The organism is Prevotella sp. 10(H), assembly GCF_000711235.1.
Taxonomy (GTDB): Bacteria; Bacteroidota; Bacteroidia; order Bacteroidales; family Dysgonomonadaceae; genus Dysgonomonas.
Window position 1 is genome coordinate 805,845 of the sequence record NZ_JOMI01000001.1, and the last position, 18,972, is coordinate 824,816.

Sequence of the window (18,972 nt, forward strand, 5' to 3'; positions counted from 1 at the left end):
ACAAAAGTAAGCAGCAAATATAATATAAGCAATAGTGAAAATGTTAAATCCGGAAGATCACTTCTTACAATCTTCTCTGATTAACAACTACTATCTTTCAATTAGTAATAAACTATAAATTTAACAAATATTTTTGCTTTTATTCGCATGGATATTATCTTTGTTTAATAAAACAGACATAGAAAAACATCTGTATAAGGAAATCAAAATAACCTGAAAGTTGTAAAACATAGAAATTAATTGAAGCTCATTCAATAGAAATCTGTTCTGATATTTCAAATATTATAAAATCTCATTACTATGAAAAAAATACTTTATGCATTAACCGCTGCATTATTACTAATTTCCTGCAAAGAGAAACCAGTCGAATTGAATGTTATGTCATTCAATATCCGCTATGATAATCCTGCTGACAGCCTTAACAACTGGCAATACCGAAAAGATGTTGCTGCACGGATAATTAAAGATTACAATTCGGATATTGTAGGTACGCAAGAAGTTTTGGTTAACCAGCTCAATGATTTAAAGGCCGGCTTACCAGAATATAATGCAATTGGAGTCGGACGTCAGGACGGCAAAGAAAAAGGCGAATACTGTGCTATACTTTATAAAAAAGATAAATTTAAAGAAATCAAATCCGGTTATTTCTGGTTAAGCGAAACACCCGAGGTTGCCGGCTCGAAAGGCTGGGATGGAGCTTGCGAGCGAATCGCTACATGGGCAGTACTAGAAGAATCCGATACTAAGAAACAGGTGTTTTTCATTAATACTCACTTAGACCATGTTGGAAAAGCTGCACGACAGGAAGGCGTCACACTTCTTCTCAACGAAACAGGTAAACTAAGCAATGGATTACCGGTTATTATGACCGGAGATTTTAATGCAACACCCGATTCCGATGTTATCAAGCATGTAAAAGACCCTGCTAATCCTAATTATATGGCACATACTAAAGATCTCGCTGTAACAAAAAGTGGAACAGACTGGACATATCACGGATATGGAAAAGTGCCACTGGATAAGCGTGAGTTTATAGATTACATCTTTGTGAAGCCGGACACAAAAGTTTTGAAACACACGGTGATACCTGAAAAATTGAATGACATATTCATTTCCGATCATTCATTAATAACAGCACAGATAGAAATTGAATAAATATATAGAATTAAATAAATGGCTTTTGATAAGAAATCAAAGGCCATTCTTTTTAGCATTCTTTCATTTTATCCTGACTCAGTAAATCACACTTATTACGAGTCAGTATCTCTAAAGATTTATTGATATCAGTTGGCCTTATAACTACATTTGCAGTATTACCTTGTGAAAAGGCATACATATATTCAATAAACACATTTTCTTTTGCAAGATATTCCAGTATTGCAGCCAAAGCACCGGGCACATTGGGGCAACACAGGCAAAGCACATCATTGACACTTAGTCCGTAATGAGCTTCTTTTAAGACGCGTACGGCCAAATCGACATCCGATACAATTAGTCGCAATATCCCGAAATCTGCACTTTCGGCCAGACTAAACGCCCTCATATTCACACCGTTTTCACCCAATATATGGGTAACCTCATTGATCTTTCCGGTTTTGTTCTCTACAAAAATAGATAGCTGTTTAATTATCATACGGCCAATTTTAATTAAATATTCGTTTATCAATTACACGTTGTGCTTTTCCTTCACTCCGCTTAATGCTATAGGGTTCTACCAGTTTAATATCGGCACTAATTCCCAATACATTGTGCAAACGATGTGCTATTTTGTTCCTCAATGCCAGTATCTTGGAAATCTCATCAGAATAGTATCCGTCACGTACTTCAACTTGTACTTCAAGTATATCCAGATTATTCACTCTGTCGACAATCAACAAATAATGAGGCTCGAACTCTTCCATTTCCAGGATAACACTTTCTATCTGGGACGGGAATACATTTACTCCCCTGATAATAAGCATATCGTCGCTACGTCCCACAATGCGACTCATACGCACGCTCGTACGTCCGCACTTGCATGGTTCATCGGTGATCGAGCATAAATCTTTCGTCCTGTAACGCAACAAAGGCAAACCTTCTTTTGTCAAAGTGGTGAATACCAATTCACCCTGTTCACCATAAGGTAATTGCTCAAGTGTATCGGGAGATATTATTTCAGGGAAAAAGTGGTCGTCAATAATATGTGAGCCGTCCTTTAATTCGCACTCATGAGATACTCCGGGGCCCATTACTTCACTCAAACCATATATATTATAAGCATTAATACCCAATTTAGTCTCTATCTCTTTACGCATATTGTCTGTCCATGGCTCTGCACCGAAAATACCCATCCTCAACTTAAATTCATCGCGAGGATTTCCTGCTTTTTCCATAGCTTCTGCAAGATATAATGCATAGGACGGAGTACAAGCAATTGCCGTTGCTCCAAAATCGTGCATAAACTGGATTTGCTTCGCCGTATTTCCACTCGACATAGGAATGACTGTTGCACCCAAATGTTCCACTCCGTAATGCAAGCCCAGCCCACCTGTAAATAAACCATACCCGTATGCTACTGAACAAATATCGTGACGGTTGGCTCCGAATGCACTCAAGCTGCGGGCAATCATCTCCGACCATATAGATAAGTCGCGGCGAGTGTATCCTACTACAGTTGGTTTACCTGTCGTTCCAGACGAAGCATGTATCCTTACAATTTCTGACATAGGCACGGCAAATAATCCATAAGGATAATTATCCCGCAGATCCTGCTTGGTAGTAAAAGGTAGCTTTACTATATCGTCCACTGTCTGAATGTCATCGGGCATTATATTCATCTCCTGCATCTTCCGGCGATAAAACGGAGTATTATGATAAACCTTATCTACAAGTTTATGCAGCCGCTTTCCCTGAAGACGACTTCTTTCTTCAGGCAACATACATTCCTTTGGCTCATTCCAGATCATATTGATATATATTTAGTTTTTTTGTGTTGCTTTACTTATATTTATGGATGATCGAGACTAAAGGCTCTCAATCTTTGATCCAAAACATTATATAGATCCTCCTTCATCCGAGAACAGCATGCTCTTATCCCTTGTTGTTCACTCCCGGTAGTAGAAAGCGATATAGAGCTGATTCCATAATACAATAATTCACGCATCAATTCACCGCTCGACATATCTTTATAACCGATTGTAAAAAAGAAACCGTCGGAAATATCCCTGTCTATATCTTTATCATACACCACATGGAATCCATGATTCTTAAATGATTCTTTCATCTTATAAGCACGCCGGCCATATTCGCTGATTTCATTTACGAAATTAAGCTTCCCGTCAGTCGCAGCTTTCATCATAGCAGCATATCCGTATTGGGTAGAGTGTGTAACTCCCGACGTTATCATATAAAGTATAGAATTTATAAAAGTAGAGCCGAAAAGACCGGATGTCGAATACCGTTCGGCCAAAGCATCATATCTACGGGAAAATAATTTATCCGATATGGCAAGTGCTGCAGCCCGTTGCCCTGCATAACTGAATACTTTGGACGAAGACAACATCAAAATATAGTTATCCGTATACTTTGCAACTGTAGGTATATAGGGCGGCTTATAAGGCCGACCAAAATCAGAACGGAAATCCATACCGAAATAAGCGAGATCTTCAAGTATGATTACATCATATTTTGTTGCAAGTTCTCCTATTATCTGCAGTTCGCTATCTGTAAGGCATATCCATGAAGGATTGTTAGGATTTGAATAAATGATCGACGAAATATTACCTTTACTAAGATATTCTTCCAATTTGCCTTTCAGTCCATCTCCTCTATGAGCAAAGACATCAAATTCTTCATAATTGATATTAAGAATATTAAGTTGTGACTTTTGAATAGGGAAACCTGGATCGATGAATAAAACAATATCTTTTCCTTTATTACATTGATTAGCTATAATAAAAGAACCGAACGACCCCGCAACAGAGCCCATTACAGGAACACAGGAAGCAGGCGATACATCTATATCCAGAAAGGCCTTTATAAACCTTGATATTTCATTTTTTAATACAGGTATACCTTCTGCCTCCGGATATATGGAAGCGACACCATTATCCAAGGCAAGCTTTTCAGCTTCAACACCGATTCTGCAAGGTTCTAATCCTGGTACTCCCTGATCCATACGAATAAAAGGAATCCCCGTTGTCTGTTCGAGACGGGAAGCTAATAAAAGAACTTCGCCGATAGTGGCTTGTTCGAGATTCGTTATTTTTAATTCGTCAACAACTTTGCTAATTTGTTCCTGACTAAATACTCTGTTTTGCATTATATAATTATTTCTTCACTTGTTTCTCACCAGCGCTACGGCCTTCTCTGAAGGCCTTTATATTCATCTCCACAACCGATTCACCCTTACGTCCGAAAACCTGTCCGATAGCCTCTTCAAGCTTTGACTGGTCAATACCCAGAATTACCGAGGCCGCACCCAATAATACCATATTGGCTGCACGAACAGTCTTTGCATCCTTTGCGATAGCATCCACATCGAGGAGAATGACATTCGGCAAAGAAGACAATTCCTTCAAAATTGTTTCCAACTCAGGATAATTCGGGATATTTACGTAGGGCGAAATATTCGTCACCACCCAGCCAGTTTTCGACAGATACGGAATATAGCGCAATGCCTCCATCGGCTCAAGAGAAATAATAGCATCGGCCGCCCCTTTTGAAATAAGGTCGGAATGAATCCGATTGGACGAGATACGCAAATTGGACTGCACATCACCGCCCCGCTGGCTCATACCGTGCACCTCTGCCTGTTTGATATGAAGTCCTTCACGAAGCGAAGCTTCTCCTATAATGGCGGCAATAGAAAGTATTCCCTGTCCGCCGACTCCTGAAAGTATTATATCTAGTTTCATCTTATTTTTTCCTTGTTTTCTTTTTTAAAGTCTGAATGCATTCCCTGCGCGGAATAATGACCGACACTCCGTTGTATTCGATCTCTTCGCGAATTGTATTTTTTATCTCTTCCATATTTTTCGGCAAAGGAATCACAATGCGAAGATGTTCTTTCTCAACACCTACACCCAGACAAATATCTTCAAGTTTCTCGTATCCTGCCGAGTCCTGTCCTCCAGTCATGGCTGTTGTCAGATTATCGGAAATAACAATTGTAACATTTGCATTCGAATTCACGGCATCCAGCAATCCTGTAATACCCGAATGGGTAAAGGTAGAATCACCGATAACAGCTACAGACGGAAATAAACCGCCGTCGGCCGCGCCTTTTGCCATCGTGATAGACGCCCCCATATCCACACAGGTATCTATAGCGCGGAAAGGAGGCAAAGCGCCCAGCGTATAGCAACCTATATCACTGAATACCTTGGAATTTTCATACTCACGTAGAACTTCGTTGAGTGCATCGTATACATCGCGGTGACCGCAACCCGTACAAAGTGCAGGCGGACGGCCAACAACATTTTCGCTGGTACTGAAATGTACATCATGAGTAAAGCCAAGAGCCTTACGCACATTATCGGGAGTAAGTTCACCCACACGCGGCAATTCACCAGTAAGACGGCCCCTTATCTTTCCGCTTTCGTCCAATAACCCGCGAAGCTGCTCTTCCACAAAAGGCTGCCCGTCTTCAATGACTAAAACTTCATCACATTCGTTTACAACCTTCCGTATAAGTTCTTTCGGTAAAGGATATTGAGATATCTTCAATACTGTACGGTCGCATCCGTCAGGATAGTTTTCCATCAGGTAATTGTAACCTATTCCACAGGCTATTACGCCTAACTTATTTCCTTTTTTATAAAGATTATAAGGTGACTCGCAAGATAATTTTTCCAGTTCGGGTTGTACTGCCAATAATTCATTATAACGTCTCCTCGCATTTACTGGAAGAAGTACCCAACGCGACTTATCTTCTGAGAATTTTATTTCATTCTGTTCCCTGATCTTCGAAGTCTCTACTACCGCACGCGAATGTGCCATACGAGTAGTAAGGCGCATCAATACAGGTATTTCGTATTTCTCGGAAACATCAAAAGCATAGCGTACCATATCATACGCCTCTTGTTGCGACGACGGTTCGAAAATAGGAGTAAATGCAAACTTGCCATAAAAACGTGAATCCTGTTCATTTTGGGAAGAATGCATCGACGGGTCATCTGCTACAAGAACTACCAGCCCACCATTCGTCCCCGTCATCGACGAGTTGACAAAAGCATCTGCTGCTACATTCAGCCCTACATGCTTCATACATACAAGTGCACGTTTGCCAACATAGGACACTCCTAAAGCAGCCTCCATAGCTGTCTTTTCATTCGTGCACCACTGACTGTGAATTCCTCTCTCCTTTGCTAAAAGCGAATCCTGAATATATTCTGTTATTTCGGTCGAGGGTGTTCCGGGATATGCATAAACACCCGTTATTCCTGCATGGATAGCTCCAAGTGCAATGGCTTGGTCACCCAGCATTAGTAATTTTTCTTTCATTTAGTCTATTATTCTGAATTGATCGGCATCGTTGAGTGCCGGAAAATTAGTTCGAAATTCTTTTAACACCTGCATATCAATACTTGCATGTATGGATGTTTCTTTATTGTTTTCTGCTGCTACAAGCTCTTTCCCTAAATAATCGAGAAGTACCGTACCGCCACAGTATTGATTAGTTGGGTCATTCCCTACCCTGTTCACTCCTGCCACATAACAAAGATTTTCGATAGCACGGGCTTTTAGTAGTGTACTCCATGCATAGATACGAACAGTCGGCCAGTTGGCGACATAGACAATCATGTCGTAATCGTTCCTGTTGCGCGAGAACACGGGGAAACGAAGGTCATAACATATTTGCAGCAATATTCTTACACCTTTGTATTCTACCACAATCCTTTCATCTCCGGCTGCATATTCTTTATCTTCGCCCGAAAATGTAAACAGATGTTTCTTATTATATGTAGTATAGCTACCGTCGGGCTTTACGAAATAGAAGCGGTTGTAATAACGTCCATTTTCTTGTGTGGATACGCTTCCGGCAATTGCAGAATTCCTTTCTCCGGCAATATCCTGCATCCACCTGAAGGTTTCGGTATCAGCTTTTTCGGCGACTTCCGCAGGTGTCATACAAAAACCGGAGGTAAACATTTCAGGCAAAATAATCAAATCTGCCTCAGGCAACGTATCGATTATCTTCCTTGCATGCGTCCTGTTTTCAGCGGGCTTTTGCCACTTTATATCGGTTTGGAGTAATAAAATATCCATGCGTATTAGATATGAATCCCGAAGATAAAGATTTTTAGTGAAAAGCCGAAATGACAATTTGTAATTTTAAATGATTTAAGAATATAAGGGGTATCAATATTTTTGCTAACTGTGTATCAATGATGAACTGACCAACTTTTTCAGATCTGCACGACTGATTTTACCTGTTTCAGTTAATGGAATTTTATCAATCTTTATAATCTTTTTGGGTTGATAATATGTCGGATGTACATCTTTAAACAATAGTTCATTTACATTTTCTTCGGCAACAAGCACCACTATTTCACCGAATTTTTGGTCGGGAAGGGATGTAATGGCAAACTGTCCTTTAATAAAAGGCTTCAGTAGTTCTTCTAACGTCTCAGCCTGTATTTTTATTCCGCCACTATTGATTACATTGTCTTTGCGCCCTATTATGCGGAAACTGCCATCCTCGTTTATTTTCGCAATATCGTTTGTATACAGACGTTCCCCTGCAACCAAAGGTGCATCAATAATCAGCGCATTATCACCTGACAATGAAAGTTTAACAGAAGAGAATGGCATGTAGGATTCGGAAGCGTCTTCACCGTTCAACTTACGCAAAGCTATATGCGAAAGGGTTTCGGTCATTCCGTAACTGGAATAAACGTTATTGGGAAAAGGATTCAACGTTTTTTCAAGCTGAGCATCGATAGCCCCGCCACCAATCAGCAGATTTTTGATTTTTTCAAGTTTAGAACGTTCTTCTTCCGATTGCAGGCTATTATATACCTGCATAGGAATCATCGCAGTAAAATCAAATGTTTCTTTTGTATCTTTCAACGGATGACCCGACACGGGAACAATATACAAATCGAGTCCGGCAACCAATGCCCGCACTACCATCATTTTACCCGCAATAAAATCGAGCGACATGCAAAGCAGCGCTTTATCTCCTTCTTTCAGTCCGAGAAAAGAGCAGGTAAGTTCGGCACTATTCATCATCCGCTCTTTCTCCATCATCATTTCTTTAGGCGCACCTGTCGAGCCCGATGTCAGCACCTTAACAAAAGGAGAACGTGAGAACCATTCCTGCAGGAATAAATAAAGTTTATAATGAAAATCGGATTTCAGTGCAAAAGCAGGTATTCCCTTGCTACGGAAAATATCGGGAGTATAAGTCCCGCCATCTATTGTTATGGTTTGTTTTTTTATATAGTGTTGATACATTTTTCAGGTTAAATCGGTTATAGAAAAAATCTCTCCTGTAAGGTCGCTCCACAAACAGTCTTTCTTTATAAACAGCGGAAAGGCCGGATTGTTTGTATATAAACCTCCTGTTCCAAGCCCCTGAGGTATTTCCGGATTAAAAGTAGCGCACCATTGAGCAATGGCGTTCAGTCCTACATTAGACTCTAGTGCGGATGTTATCCACCAACCTATATTCATTGATTCGGCCAGTTTAATCCATTCGGTAGCCCCGCTGATTCCGCCATGCAATGTAGGTTTTAAAATAATATATTGGGGTTTTATTGTTTCCAATAAACGCTTTTTATCATCCAGACGATTTATACCTATCAGTTCCTCATCGAGTGCAATAGGTAAAGGTGTAATCTTAACCAGCTCGGACATCTTCTCCCATTGTCCAGCACGAATAGGCTGCTCGATAGAATGTAAATCCAGCTCAGTCAGCCGTTTCAACTTATCCAATGCATTATCGGGAGAAAAAGCTCCGTTGGCATCGACCCGCAATGTTATTTTATCTGCTGCATAATACTTGCGAATATGATGCAATAAGTCCAACTCTTTGTCAAAATCAATTGATCCTATTTTGAGTTTGATGCAACGAAAACCTTGCTGCATCTTCGTTTCAATCTGTTCGAGCATATAATCGTAATCGCCCATCCAGATTAATCCGTTGATAGGAATACCCTGCTCGCCACGGGCAAATGGTGTATCCCACAAGCGGAAGCTCCCTTGCTCCAGTTGTCGCATAGCTGTCTCCAATCCGAAAAGGATAGACGGATAAGGGCGTAAGGACTCTGTATTTAATGCGCTCTCTTGTTCCAGCTTCTGACAAAAATATCTTAATGTCTGCTCATAATCGTCGTTATAATCACAGCTTAAGTCAAACAGGGGGGCACACTCTCCTATTCCCCATCGTTCCGGTTGGGATGCATCAGATATCACCACGTACCATATCTGATGGTCGTGATATACTCCGCGCGATGTTCCTGCGGGACGTTTGAAATGGAGATTGTAGGGAATTATTCTTGTTTTTAGCAAAATATATAATTATAAATTACTTATGTCTATTTTATTTATCAGTTCTAAAGCATAATCCATCGCATTATCCGCCGCAACCTTATGTTCGGGAATCACACCATGCCTATTCGAATCGTCGGCACCATAGCCATAGAATTTCTTGAAAGAAACGCCGTAACTCATATTTGTACTCGGCAACTTTGTACCAACTACATCCCCAAAAGAAACGACCAAGCCTCCGGTTTCTTCACCTACGACTGTGCCCATTTTGAAATACTGGAACGCCCATGCAAAATCAGCAGCTGAAGAAAAAGTCATGGAACTTGTAAGTAAATAAATATTTCCATTATATCGCAAATTATTCTCGCGCAACTTAATCAAGCTTTCTTCTGTATTAGAATAAGTTTCCAAACCTATAGGAGATTCTTTATCATTCCAAAGACGCTTCAAGGTAGGGGATATCTTTACGGTAACATTTCCGTATTGGGTAAATGGCACAGGAGAAATATACTGGAATAATTCATCTCCCAAAGCCGAATTACCACCTCCATTATTACGGATATCAATAATAAGGTTGTTGAGATTTTCTTTCTTTATAACCGTAAATACCGAATCGAGAAACACTTTGAAACGTTCGAGATTGACAAAAGAACGGAAATCTATTATAGCCACATTGTCGGGTTTATCAATTGAAAAAGAATAATCGGGATATTTCTGCTCCTGATATTGTTTCCGGCTCTCTTCCAGGTCAGCTGAAGACATACCTTTCAGAGTAACAGATTTCGCCTTTTTTGATTCATCCATATACGAAACAGAAAATACTGAATCTCCATAGATAAAATAAGGTAATGCGTTGAACAGGTATTTCATCATTTCCTGCTTGAATTCTACCTTTTCGCCACTGATGTATGTCAGGAACTTATCATACATATCCCTGCTTTTATGCCCGTTGACAGATAAAATTTCGGTTCCGGCAGGAACTGTCCATGCCGCATCAGAATAATCGTTTTTAAGGCTAAACGTTTTTCCGTTTTTGTTTATATCGACAAAAAGAGGGAACTGAATTCTATCTTCTTCCAATAAATTTGCAGGTGGATAAATACGTGTATGCCCGTCATTTAGCTTAACCACTAAAGGCGTGACAAGGCGGAAGAAATCTACAAAAGTCATAGAATCGGTAAACTGCAATTTTATCTCTGCCAAATCCTTTTCAAAATCTTCTTTTGCAAACTCGGCAAACAGATCGGGATGAATGTCGTACATGTGTACATACAATATATCGGCATCAGAAACCAGTTGCTGACGGCTCAATTTCTTCTGAGCGGGAACCGTAGAAGAAAACAATACAAGAAAAGCAGATAAAAATAATAGACAATAATATTTTCTCATGTAATAAAGTAAAAGGGCAACATTTATTCTATTTACAATATTAGAAAAAATATACTGTTTTAAGAAACAAATCTTAAAAAGCTGTTACGGAAACTTTGGAAACTTCTTAAAATCCGGCTTACGCTTTTCAAGGAATGCATGCTTGCCCTCCTGTGCCTCATCAGTCAGATAGTAAAGCAGCGTCGCATTTCCGGCTAATTCCTGAATACCTGCTTGTCCGTCGAGTTCGGCATTAAGTCCCATTTTAATCATGCGTAGCGCCATAGGGCTATGCTGCATCATTTCGTGTGCCCATTTCACTGTTTCATCTTCAAGCTGGTCGAAAGGCACGACAGTGTTCACCAGTCCCATATCTAATGCTTCCTGAGCGGAATACTGGCGGCAAAGGAACCATATTTCACGTGCCTTCTTCTGGCCTACCACACGTGCAAGATATGAAGAGCCGAATCCTGCATCGAAGCTACCAACACGTGGGCCTGTCTGACCGAAAATAGCATTATCCGAAGCAATAGACAAGTCGCAAACCACATGCAATACGTGTCCACCGCCGATAGCATAACCGTTTACCATAGCAATAACAGGCTTAGGAAGCGAACGAATCTGTTTCTGTACTTCAAGCACCTGCAAACGCGGAACTCCATCCTTGCCGATATAACCGCCCTTACCTTTTACATTCTGGTCGCCACCTGCACAAAATGCCTTATCGCCTGCTCCGGTAAGCACCACTACATATATGTCCTGATTTTCGTGACATATGCGCAGTGCGTCGCTGATTTCCATCGTCGTAGTCGGAGTAAATGCGTTGCGGTAACGCGGACGATTGATAGTAATGCGTCCTATCCCTTCGAAATAATCGAATAGGATTTCTTCGTATTCCTTAATGGTTTGCCATTCTCTTGTAGCCATAATATATTTTGTTTTAGTTAATTATTCTGTTTATAGATACACATCCCTCATAAACAATTCCATCAATGCAAATAAAACTTTCGAAAAGAGAGATGTCATTCTCAATCTCAAATTCACAATTGCAATCGGACATTAACCGACGGACAAGACCCGTTATGGTATTATCTTCCGACCGGAACATAAGGCTCCAGCCCCACCCCGTAGTTTTTGTATAGTAATAATTTACAGGAGTATTTATTTCTTTGTCTATAATCAAGCCCTTGACAGAATCTTTTTTCAATATCAAGTTCCAGAACGGCTCATAGCCCGAGCAGATAATCTGCATATCGGCATCCCAGAATTTTTGAAAGGTATCTTCAAAACTCAATTGCTCTGTCTGCTCAAGCGAATTTTTCGATATATATCTAACCGCCTCTCCATCCCATACTTTGAGTAAGCCATCAGAATTTTTTGCCCCTAAAAATAATAATTCATTTCGGGAAGACGGAGTCTTATATATTTCCTGAGAATATAAGACTAACGATATATTCATAAGCAAAAGAACAAAGGACAATTTTCTGATAATCATATCTTCAAGCCGTGATAATATTCTTTAAATGCCTGCTTACTTATTTCCATGTCAGTCTTTACTTCAAACAGCATAGATCTACTTTCAGCTTCATCAACAAATGACGGTAGATTTGCATTCAATTCCTCTGTATTGGTAGCTGACAGATATTTTAATCCGGCAGCTTGTGCCCATTTTTCAGCATCGGTGTTATGTGTAGCAGCCACATACTGTTTCAGTGACGGTGCTTTGCCCAGCCCCGGCAGAAGATGGAAGATACCGCCTCCGCCATTATTTATAAGCAATATTCGCAGATTCTTGATATGGCTTATATTCCATAATGAATTAAGCCCGTAGAAAAAACTCAAATCACCTATTATCAGATAGGTTATACCTTCGTAAACGGATGCAAATCCGACCGTCGACGGCAAGGAACTTTCAATGCCGTTTGTACCGCGGTTACAAAATACTTCAACCGATTTATCCAAGGCATAAAGCTGTGTATTGCGCACTGCTGAACTGTTTGCCAAATGTAACTTGGAATTCTCTGGTAACATTTTCATAAAATTACCTGTTGCCAAAATATCGGAAAAAGGAATGTCTGATAACGGTTCGACTATTTTATTCGCATCTTCTTTCCATAACTTGTAATATGGTTTTTCTTCGTGAGCTGATACAGAATTATATAAATCGCCCAGGAATTTTTCATTATCCGTTTCTATCAGGTTAGTCAATGACTGGAATAAATCTACAACTTCACCTGATTGGTTTATATGCCAGTGAGCAGTTGGCTTATTAATTCTCAGAAATTGTTTCAATCGTTTAGATACAATATGTCCGCCTAAAGTGATTACCAAATCAGGTGCAAAATCTTTCTTTTGATCTTCCGGTAAAGCATACAGCAAAGCATCAAAAGACGAGATGAAAAGAGGAGAAACGCAATTCGCAAGATGCTCGACAAGAACAATGCAATCGTTTTGTTTTACCAATCGTTCCAATACCTCAACCATTTCAGGTAATTTAGTCAATTGCCCAACAATAATCATTCGTTTAGGTAACTTGTTCCATTTTTCTGCAAATGGAGTAATATCTACCGATTTTTGGAGTGGCGCAAAATCAATCTTCCTTACTTCGGGCAATGATTCTACCGAATAATCGAATAGCGGCTCCGAAATAGGCACATTAATATGTACCGGACCGGGAGCATCAGCCGTGCAGGCTATCAGTGCTTCATTGATAAGACGGTTGCAGAACCATGCGTCCTGCTCTGTATTTATTTCGGGAATGTTTACGGATTTCTTTACCATTGTACCGAAAACATTAGGTTGTTGCAATGTCTGCCCATCCATCTGTCCTATCCATTCGGGAGAACGGTCGGCAGAAACAACTATCAACGGTAATTGCTGATAATAAGCTTCAGCCACAGCAGGTGCGTAATTCAGCAAGGCTGTGCCCGATGTACAGCAGATAACGACAGGTTTCCGAGTGCACTGGATAATACCCAATGCATAAAAGGCTGCACTACGCTCATCCACAATCACATGGCATTCGAAAAAAGAGTCTTGCGAAAAGGTTTGCATTAGCGGCGCATTACGCGAACCGGGTGAGAGCACAATATGGTGCACGCCATATGCTTTCAACATGGCTATTGTTTGTAATACATTTTTCTTTATTGAAAACATGCTATCATATTTTATTCCTCTCTAGAATCACTCCTTTAAGGAAGCCGAGAGCTTTATATCACACTTAATATCGTCTGCAATTTATTCTCCGTTTCTTCCCACTCGGACTTCAATTCCGATGAGGGTAATATCCCCCCACCCGCATAAAGCCGAAGCAAGTCTTTACCTATTTGCATACACCGTAAATTCACATACAGGCGACTACTTCCCTCGATATCTAACGGTCCTACAAAGCCCGAATAATAACGGCGGTCATACGACTCATTCTTAAATATAAAATCGAAAGCCTCTTCTTTCGGGAATCCGCATACGGCAGGACTGGGATGCAATAAGTCTAATAAATCACCTATTTTGTAATTATACTTAAGATGAAAAGAAAATTTGGTCTTAAGATGCTCTATATCTCCCGCCTGCGCCGTAAATGGCCCTCTAACCACAATATCGTCGCCTACTCTACTTAATTGCTGCTGCATATAATCGACAACAATCTGTTGTTCTTTGCGGTTCTTATCATCCCAGTTTTCAGTCGAAAGATTCTTCGTACCTGCCAAAGCCACAGTCTTATATACATCTGCCTGCTCCGATACCAGTAATTCGGGCGATACCCCCATCCATGTCCCTGTTTCGGGAGTATTACAAAGAAAAACAAAATTAGAATCATATCCAGAGCATGCCTTACGGAAAGACATTCCCGCCGAGAAATCCTTACTTCGCTTTACATCATATGTCCGGGAAAGCACCAGTTTTTGTTGCTTACCCATAATCAGTGATGAATAGAATATTTGATAATCGGTACTATATTGCTCAAAAGAATTTACAGAAGACTGATTCCGCAGGTCTATATCCGAAATATTTTGTTGAAAATCATTCTCTGAAAGATATTTCAGGATTTTGCTTTCCCCTTTTATCTGGACATCGGGATGTATCAGTATTACAGGTGTTTGTTTCGAAATATGAAAAGGTGCAATAACAAAACCTTTTCTACTGTTCAAGTCCTTTAAAGTAGACGGTTGTACAGTATCGTGCGAAGTCTGCAAAATCAGATTTATTTCCTTCTGCCATGCCTGACGGTATACGGCAAAGCGAATATTATTGTCAATCAGAGAATCAAAAATACTATAATCGATATCCGGAGTTAATTCCATTTCAAAACCTAAACTCATTAATTTTCAATTTACAAAAGTACACTAAATAGGGCATCATACCCCTATATCCTCTCAACTTTTTATATCAAAAACATGTTATTAAACACATATTCCTCCATTCCGGTTTTCATAAACAATAGAATAGGCACTCGCACCCATCATTTTGTAATATCCGGTTTACAATACAGATAAAAATAATTTAACATACATAGCTACTATCTATAAAACAAACTGTTAAACAGGATTGTTAATTTATTCTATAAGCATAACAAAAATAAATAACCTCTATGGAACATGATATAGCGATTATCGGAGGCGGCCCTGCCGGATACAATGCGGCAGAAAAAGCAGCCACAAACGGTTTAAAAACAATACTTTTCGAAAAGAATGCAATCGGAGGTGTTTGTCTGAATGAAGGATGTATACCTACAAAAACACTTCTCTATTCGGCAAAAACACTTGATAATATAAAAGGTGCATCAAAATACGGCATCTCGGTAGAAGGCGAGCCTGCTTTCGACTTACCTAAAATAATATCCCGAAAAGATAAAGTAGTAAAGAAACTGACTGCCGGAGTCAGCGCCAAATTGAACTTCAACGGAGTAACGGTAGTACAAGGCACAGCAACCATACAAGGCGAAGAAAACGGATTGTTCCGCATCTCAAGCGGTGACAATACATACAGCGTTAAGTATATCCTGCTTTGCACTGGCTCTGAAACCATTATACCACCCATCAAAGGGCTGTCGGATATCGACTACTGGACATCTAAAGAAGCACTGGAAATAAAAGAACTCCCTAAATCGCTTGCTATCATCGGAGGCGGGGTTATTGGTATCGAATTCGCCTCTTTCTTCAACAGTATGGGCGTAAAAGTAACTGTAGTAGAAATGATGCCTGAAATATTAGGTATAATGGATAAGGAAACATCGGCCATGCTCCGTAGCGATTACTCAAAGAAAGGAGTAACATTCAAACTGAATACTAAAGTTACAGAGGTGACAAATAAAGGTGTAGTCGTGGAAAAAGACGGCAAAACCGAAACTATCGAAGCGGACCGTATACTTGTCAGCGTAGGACGCAGACCGATAATTAAAGGATTTGGATTAGAAAATCTGAATATTGAATTATTCCGTAACGGTGTGAAAGTAAATGAATACATGCAAACCAGCAATCCACGTGTATATGCTGCGGGTGATATCACAGGATTCTCGCTATTGGCACATACAGCAATACGCGAGGGAGAAGTAGCTATCAGCCACATAGTTGGTGAAGACGATAAAATGAGTTACAAAGCTATTCCGGGTGTGGTTTATACCAACCCCGAACTTGCAGGTGTAGGCATGACAGAGGAAGAACTGACTGCAAAAGGCGAATCGTTCCGCGTACTGAAATTACCTATGGCTTATGCAGGACGCTTTGTCGCTGAAAATGAACTTGGAAACGGCTTATGTAAAATAATTGTAGATGACAATGACACTATAATAGGCTGCCATATGCTGGGTAACCCGGCATCGGAACTGATTGTAATAGCGGGAATAGCTATCTCAAATGGAGATACGGTAGAAGAATTTCGCAAGCATGTTTATCCTCACCCTACAGTGAGTGAAATTATACACGAAACATTATTCTCTTAATTATTATATAATGCTCTGCATAAACAACATACATACCGACGCTTATTTCAATCTGGCAAGCGAAGAATATCTTTTGAAGAACTTTCGGGATGATATTTTTATGCTTTGGCAGAACGATCCGTCGGTCATTGTTGGTAAATATCAGAATGTACTGGCTGAGATAAATCTCGACTTTGTAAAGCGCAACAAGATAAAGGTTGTTAGACGTTTTTCAGGTGGTGGAACCGTATTTCATGACCTCGGAAATCTCAATCTTACATTCATTGAAAAGAATGATAATGTAAACTTCGATAAATTCACGAAACAAATTATCACTCTGCTTTCCGAAATAGGTATAGATGCCGAATCAGATGAGCGCAGGGGAATAAATATCAATGGCCTCAAGATTTCGGGGAGTGCTCAATGTGTTCATAAAGACAGGGTGATGTATCACGCTACCCTGCTTTTTTCATCCGACCTCAGCAGTCTTGCGGATACACTGAACAGTGACCCTAAGCAAATGGAAAACAGGACGGACGACCGCATCTATGTGAAGTCGGTAAAGAGCCCCGTTACTAATATTGTACAACATCTGGCAGAACCGTGGGATATTAAGTTTTTCAAAAAGTATATTCTAGATTATTTTTTATATCAGGGGAAAAAAAATAAGCTGTATAAGTTTTCGAAAGAAGATATTTCGGCTATTGAAAACTTGTCAAAACATAAATATGCGACTGAAGATTGGAATTTTTACGGGAACTATAAGAGAACTGAAATACAATTGTCAGTATGAACAACAATAAAATGATAATTAATAATATAACTAAATATAACCATGTCAAAATTTGAAATAAAAATGCCCAAACTGGGCGAAAGTATTACAGAAGGGACAATTATCTCGTGGTCGGTAAAGGTAGGCGATACCATCAACGAAGACGATGTATTGTTCGAGGTTAATACGGCTAAGGTAAGCGCAGAAATACCTTCGCCTGTAGCGGGCAAGATATTGGAAATCCTTTTCAAAGAAGGAGATACTGTTGCCGTTGGTACAGTCGTTGCCGTCGTACAACTTGAAGGCGAAGAGGGAGACAGTGAAGAAACAACACCTGATCCGGCTCCTGAAAAGAAAGAAGAACCTGCTGCACCTAAAGCAGAAGAGAAAACTGCGCCTGTATCTGCTCCTGCTGCAGCACCGCGCGAACCAACCGTAAACGCCCCTGCAACCAAGAACAGTGGCGACCGCTGGTATTCGCCTGTAGTACTCGAAAAGGCCAGAGAAGCCAAAATCAACAAAGATGAACTGGATGCAATTACCGGTACCGGATACGAAGGCCGCCTGAGCAAACGCGACATTGAAATATATATAGAAAATAAGAAAAAAGGAATCACAGCTTCGGAAGTCAAACCAAAATCCGCAGTAGCAGAAAAACCTGCTACGGCTTCACACTCACAGACACAAGATGCTCCGAAGCCTGTTGTTCCCGTATCGGTAGTTGATGGCGATACAGTAATCGCGATGGACCCTATACGTAAGATTATTGCAGACCGTATGACGTCATCGAAGAAGACTTCCCCGCATGTGACCAACGTCATAGAAGTGGATGTAACTAAACTGGTGAAATGGCGCGAAGAGAATAAAGAAGCATTCAAGAAACGTGAAGGTATCAGCCTTACTTATATGCCTGCCATTGTAGAAGCTACAGCAAAGGCATTGAAAGACTACCCGCGCGTAAATTCATCGGTAGACGGCTATAACATTATAGAAAAGAAACGTATCAATGTGGGTGTTGCAGTCTCATTAAATGACGGAAATCTGATTGTTCCTGTAGTAAAAGATGCCGACAAGCTCAGTATCAGCGGAATCGCCGCATCAGTAAGCACACTGGCCAACAAAGCCCGTGCTAACAAACTGATGCCGGATGAAATACAGGGAGGAACATTTACGATAACCAACTTCGGTTCATTCAAGAGCCTGTTCGGCACACCGATAATCAATCAGCCGGAAGTTGCTATACTGGGTGTGGGTATCATTGAGAAGAAACCGTCTATAGTGGAAACTCCTGAAGGAGATGTGATAGCCATACGTCATAAGATGTACCTGTCTCTTTCATACGACCACCGTGTGATCGACGGTATGCTGGGAGGTAACTTCCTGTATCGGATAGCAGAATATCTGGAGAATTGGAATGCTTAAATTAAGACACAAGTAAACA

General features: G+C 40.3%; 17 protein-coding genes. 4 read left to right on the top strand and 13 right to left on the bottom strand.

The genetic code is table 11. The annotated features are described in order from the left end of the window. Nucleotides 1–300: 300 nt before the first annotated feature. The gene (locus tag K348_RS0103280) at nucleotides 301–1,155 is read left to right on the top strand and encodes an endonuclease/exonuclease/phosphatase family protein (RefSeq protein ID WP_029902879.1); all 855 of its coding nucleotides are present in this window, start codon (nucleotides 301–303) and stop codon (nucleotides 1,153–1,155) included. 52 nt (nucleotides 1,156–1,207) lie between these two features. Here K348_RS0103280 and K348_RS0103285 read toward each other — a convergent pair whose 3' ends face one another. The 13 genes from K348_RS0103285 to K348_RS0103345 all read right to left on the bottom strand — a co-directional run bounded on the left by K348_RS0103285 (nucleotide 1,208) and on the right by K348_RS0103345 (nucleotide 15,161). Then, complete coding sequence (locus K348_RS0103285) at nucleotides 1,208–1,633, bottom strand: amino acid-binding protein (protein WP_029902881.1); 426 nt, start codon at nucleotides 1,631–1,633, stop codon at nucleotides 1,208–1,210. Between the two features lie 10 nt (nucleotides 1,634–1,643). After that, nucleotides 1,644–2,945: a phenylacetate--CoA ligase family protein gene (locus K348_RS0103290; RefSeq protein ID WP_029902883.1), complete on the bottom strand. Its 1,302-nt coding sequence runs from the start codon at nucleotides 2,943–2,945 to the stop codon at nucleotides 1,644–1,646. Nucleotides 2,946–2,986: 41 nt separating this feature from the next. After that, nucleotides 2,987–4,300 (bottom strand): pyridoxal phosphate-dependent aminotransferase, encoded by a 1,314-nt coding sequence (locus tag K348_RS0103295; RefSeq protein WP_029902885.1) that lies wholly within the window; start codon nucleotides 4,298–4,300, stop codon nucleotides 2,987–2,989. 7 nt (nucleotides 4,301–4,307) lie between these two features. After that, complete coding sequence (locus K348_RS0103300; protein ID WP_029902887.1) at nucleotides 4,308–4,895, bottom strand: indolepyruvate oxidoreductase subunit beta; 588 nt, start codon at nucleotides 4,893–4,895, stop codon at nucleotides 4,308–4,310. A 1-nt stretch (nucleotide 4,896) separates the two neighbouring features. Continuing rightward, complete coding sequence (locus tag K348_RS0103305; protein WP_029902889.1) at nucleotides 4,897–6,483, bottom strand: thiamine pyrophosphate-dependent enzyme; 1,587 nt, start codon at nucleotides 6,481–6,483, stop codon at nucleotides 4,897–4,899. After that, entirely contained in the window at nucleotides 6,484–7,248 is a 765-nt protein-coding gene (locus K348_RS19165; protein ID WP_029902891.1) for an amidohydrolase, read from the bottom strand. It lies immediately after the preceding gene. A gap of 105 nt (nucleotides 7,249–7,353) precedes the next feature. After that, nucleotides 7,354–8,439 (bottom strand): AMP-binding protein, encoded by a 1,086-nt coding sequence (locus tag K348_RS19265; protein ID WP_029902893.1) that lies wholly within the window; start codon nucleotides 8,437–8,439, stop codon nucleotides 7,354–7,356. Between the two features lie 3 nt (nucleotides 8,440–8,442). Continuing rightward, entirely contained in the window at nucleotides 8,443–9,495 is a 1,053-nt protein-coding gene (locus tag K348_RS19270) for an o-succinylbenzoate synthase (RefSeq protein WP_029902895.1), read from the bottom strand. A gap of 9 nt (nucleotides 9,496–9,504) precedes the next feature. Next, the gene (locus K348_RS0103325; protein WP_029902896.1) at nucleotides 9,505–10,863 is read right to left on the bottom strand and encodes a S41 family peptidase; all 1,359 of its coding nucleotides are present in this window, start codon (nucleotides 10,861–10,863) and stop codon (nucleotides 9,505–9,507) included. Nucleotides 10,864–10,947: 84 nt separating this feature from the next. Further along, a complete protein-coding gene (menB, locus tag K348_RS0103330; RefSeq protein ID WP_029902897.1) occupies nucleotides 10,948–11,769 on the bottom strand; it encodes a 1,4-dihydroxy-2-naphthoyl-CoA synthase in 822 nt (273 codons plus the stop codon). Nucleotides 11,770–11,782: 13 nt separating this feature from the next. Beyond that, nucleotides 11,783–12,301 carry a hypothetical protein gene (locus K348_RS0103335; protein ID WP_156032743.1) on the bottom strand — a complete coding sequence of 173 codons (519 nt, stop codon included), beginning with the start codon at nucleotides 12,299–12,301 and terminating at the stop codon, nucleotides 11,783–11,785. A gap of 32 nt (nucleotides 12,302–12,333) precedes the next feature. Then, complete coding sequence (gene menD, locus K348_RS0103340; RefSeq protein WP_029902899.1) at nucleotides 12,334–13,998, bottom strand: 2-succinyl-5-enolpyruvyl-6-hydroxy-3-cyclohexene-1-carboxylic-acid synthase; 1,665 nt, start codon at nucleotides 13,996–13,998, stop codon at nucleotides 12,334–12,336. A 53-nt stretch (nucleotides 13,999–14,051) separates the two neighbouring features. Then, on the bottom strand, nucleotides 14,052–15,161 hold the full coding sequence (locus K348_RS0103345) for an isochorismate synthase (RefSeq protein WP_081852495.1): 1,110 nt from the start codon (nucleotides 15,159–15,161) through the stop codon (nucleotides 14,052–14,054). A 269-nt stretch (nucleotides 15,162–15,430) separates the two neighbouring features. Between K348_RS0103345 and lpdA the strand changes: the two genes are divergently transcribed. The 3 genes from lpdA to K348_RS0103360 are packed head-to-tail and all read left to right on the top strand — an operon-like array spanning nucleotide 15,431 to nucleotide 18,953. After that, nucleotides 15,431–16,780 (top strand): dihydrolipoyl dehydrogenase, encoded by a 1,350-nt coding sequence (gene lpdA, locus K348_RS0103350; RefSeq protein WP_029902903.1) that lies wholly within the window; start codon nucleotides 15,431–15,433, stop codon nucleotides 16,778–16,780. Nucleotides 16,781–16,790: 10 nt separating this feature from the next. Continuing rightward, on the top strand, nucleotides 16,791–17,552 hold the full coding sequence (locus tag K348_RS0103355) for a lipoate--protein ligase (protein WP_029902905.1): 762 nt from the start codon (nucleotides 16,791–16,793) through the stop codon (nucleotides 17,550–17,552). A gap of 42 nt (nucleotides 17,553–17,594) precedes the next feature. Then, nucleotides 17,595–18,953: a dihydrolipoamide acetyltransferase family protein gene (locus K348_RS0103360; RefSeq protein WP_029902907.1), complete on the top strand. Its 1,359-nt coding sequence runs from the start codon at nucleotides 17,595–17,597 to the stop codon at nucleotides 18,951–18,953. Nucleotides 18,954–18,972 lie beyond the last annotated feature (19 nt).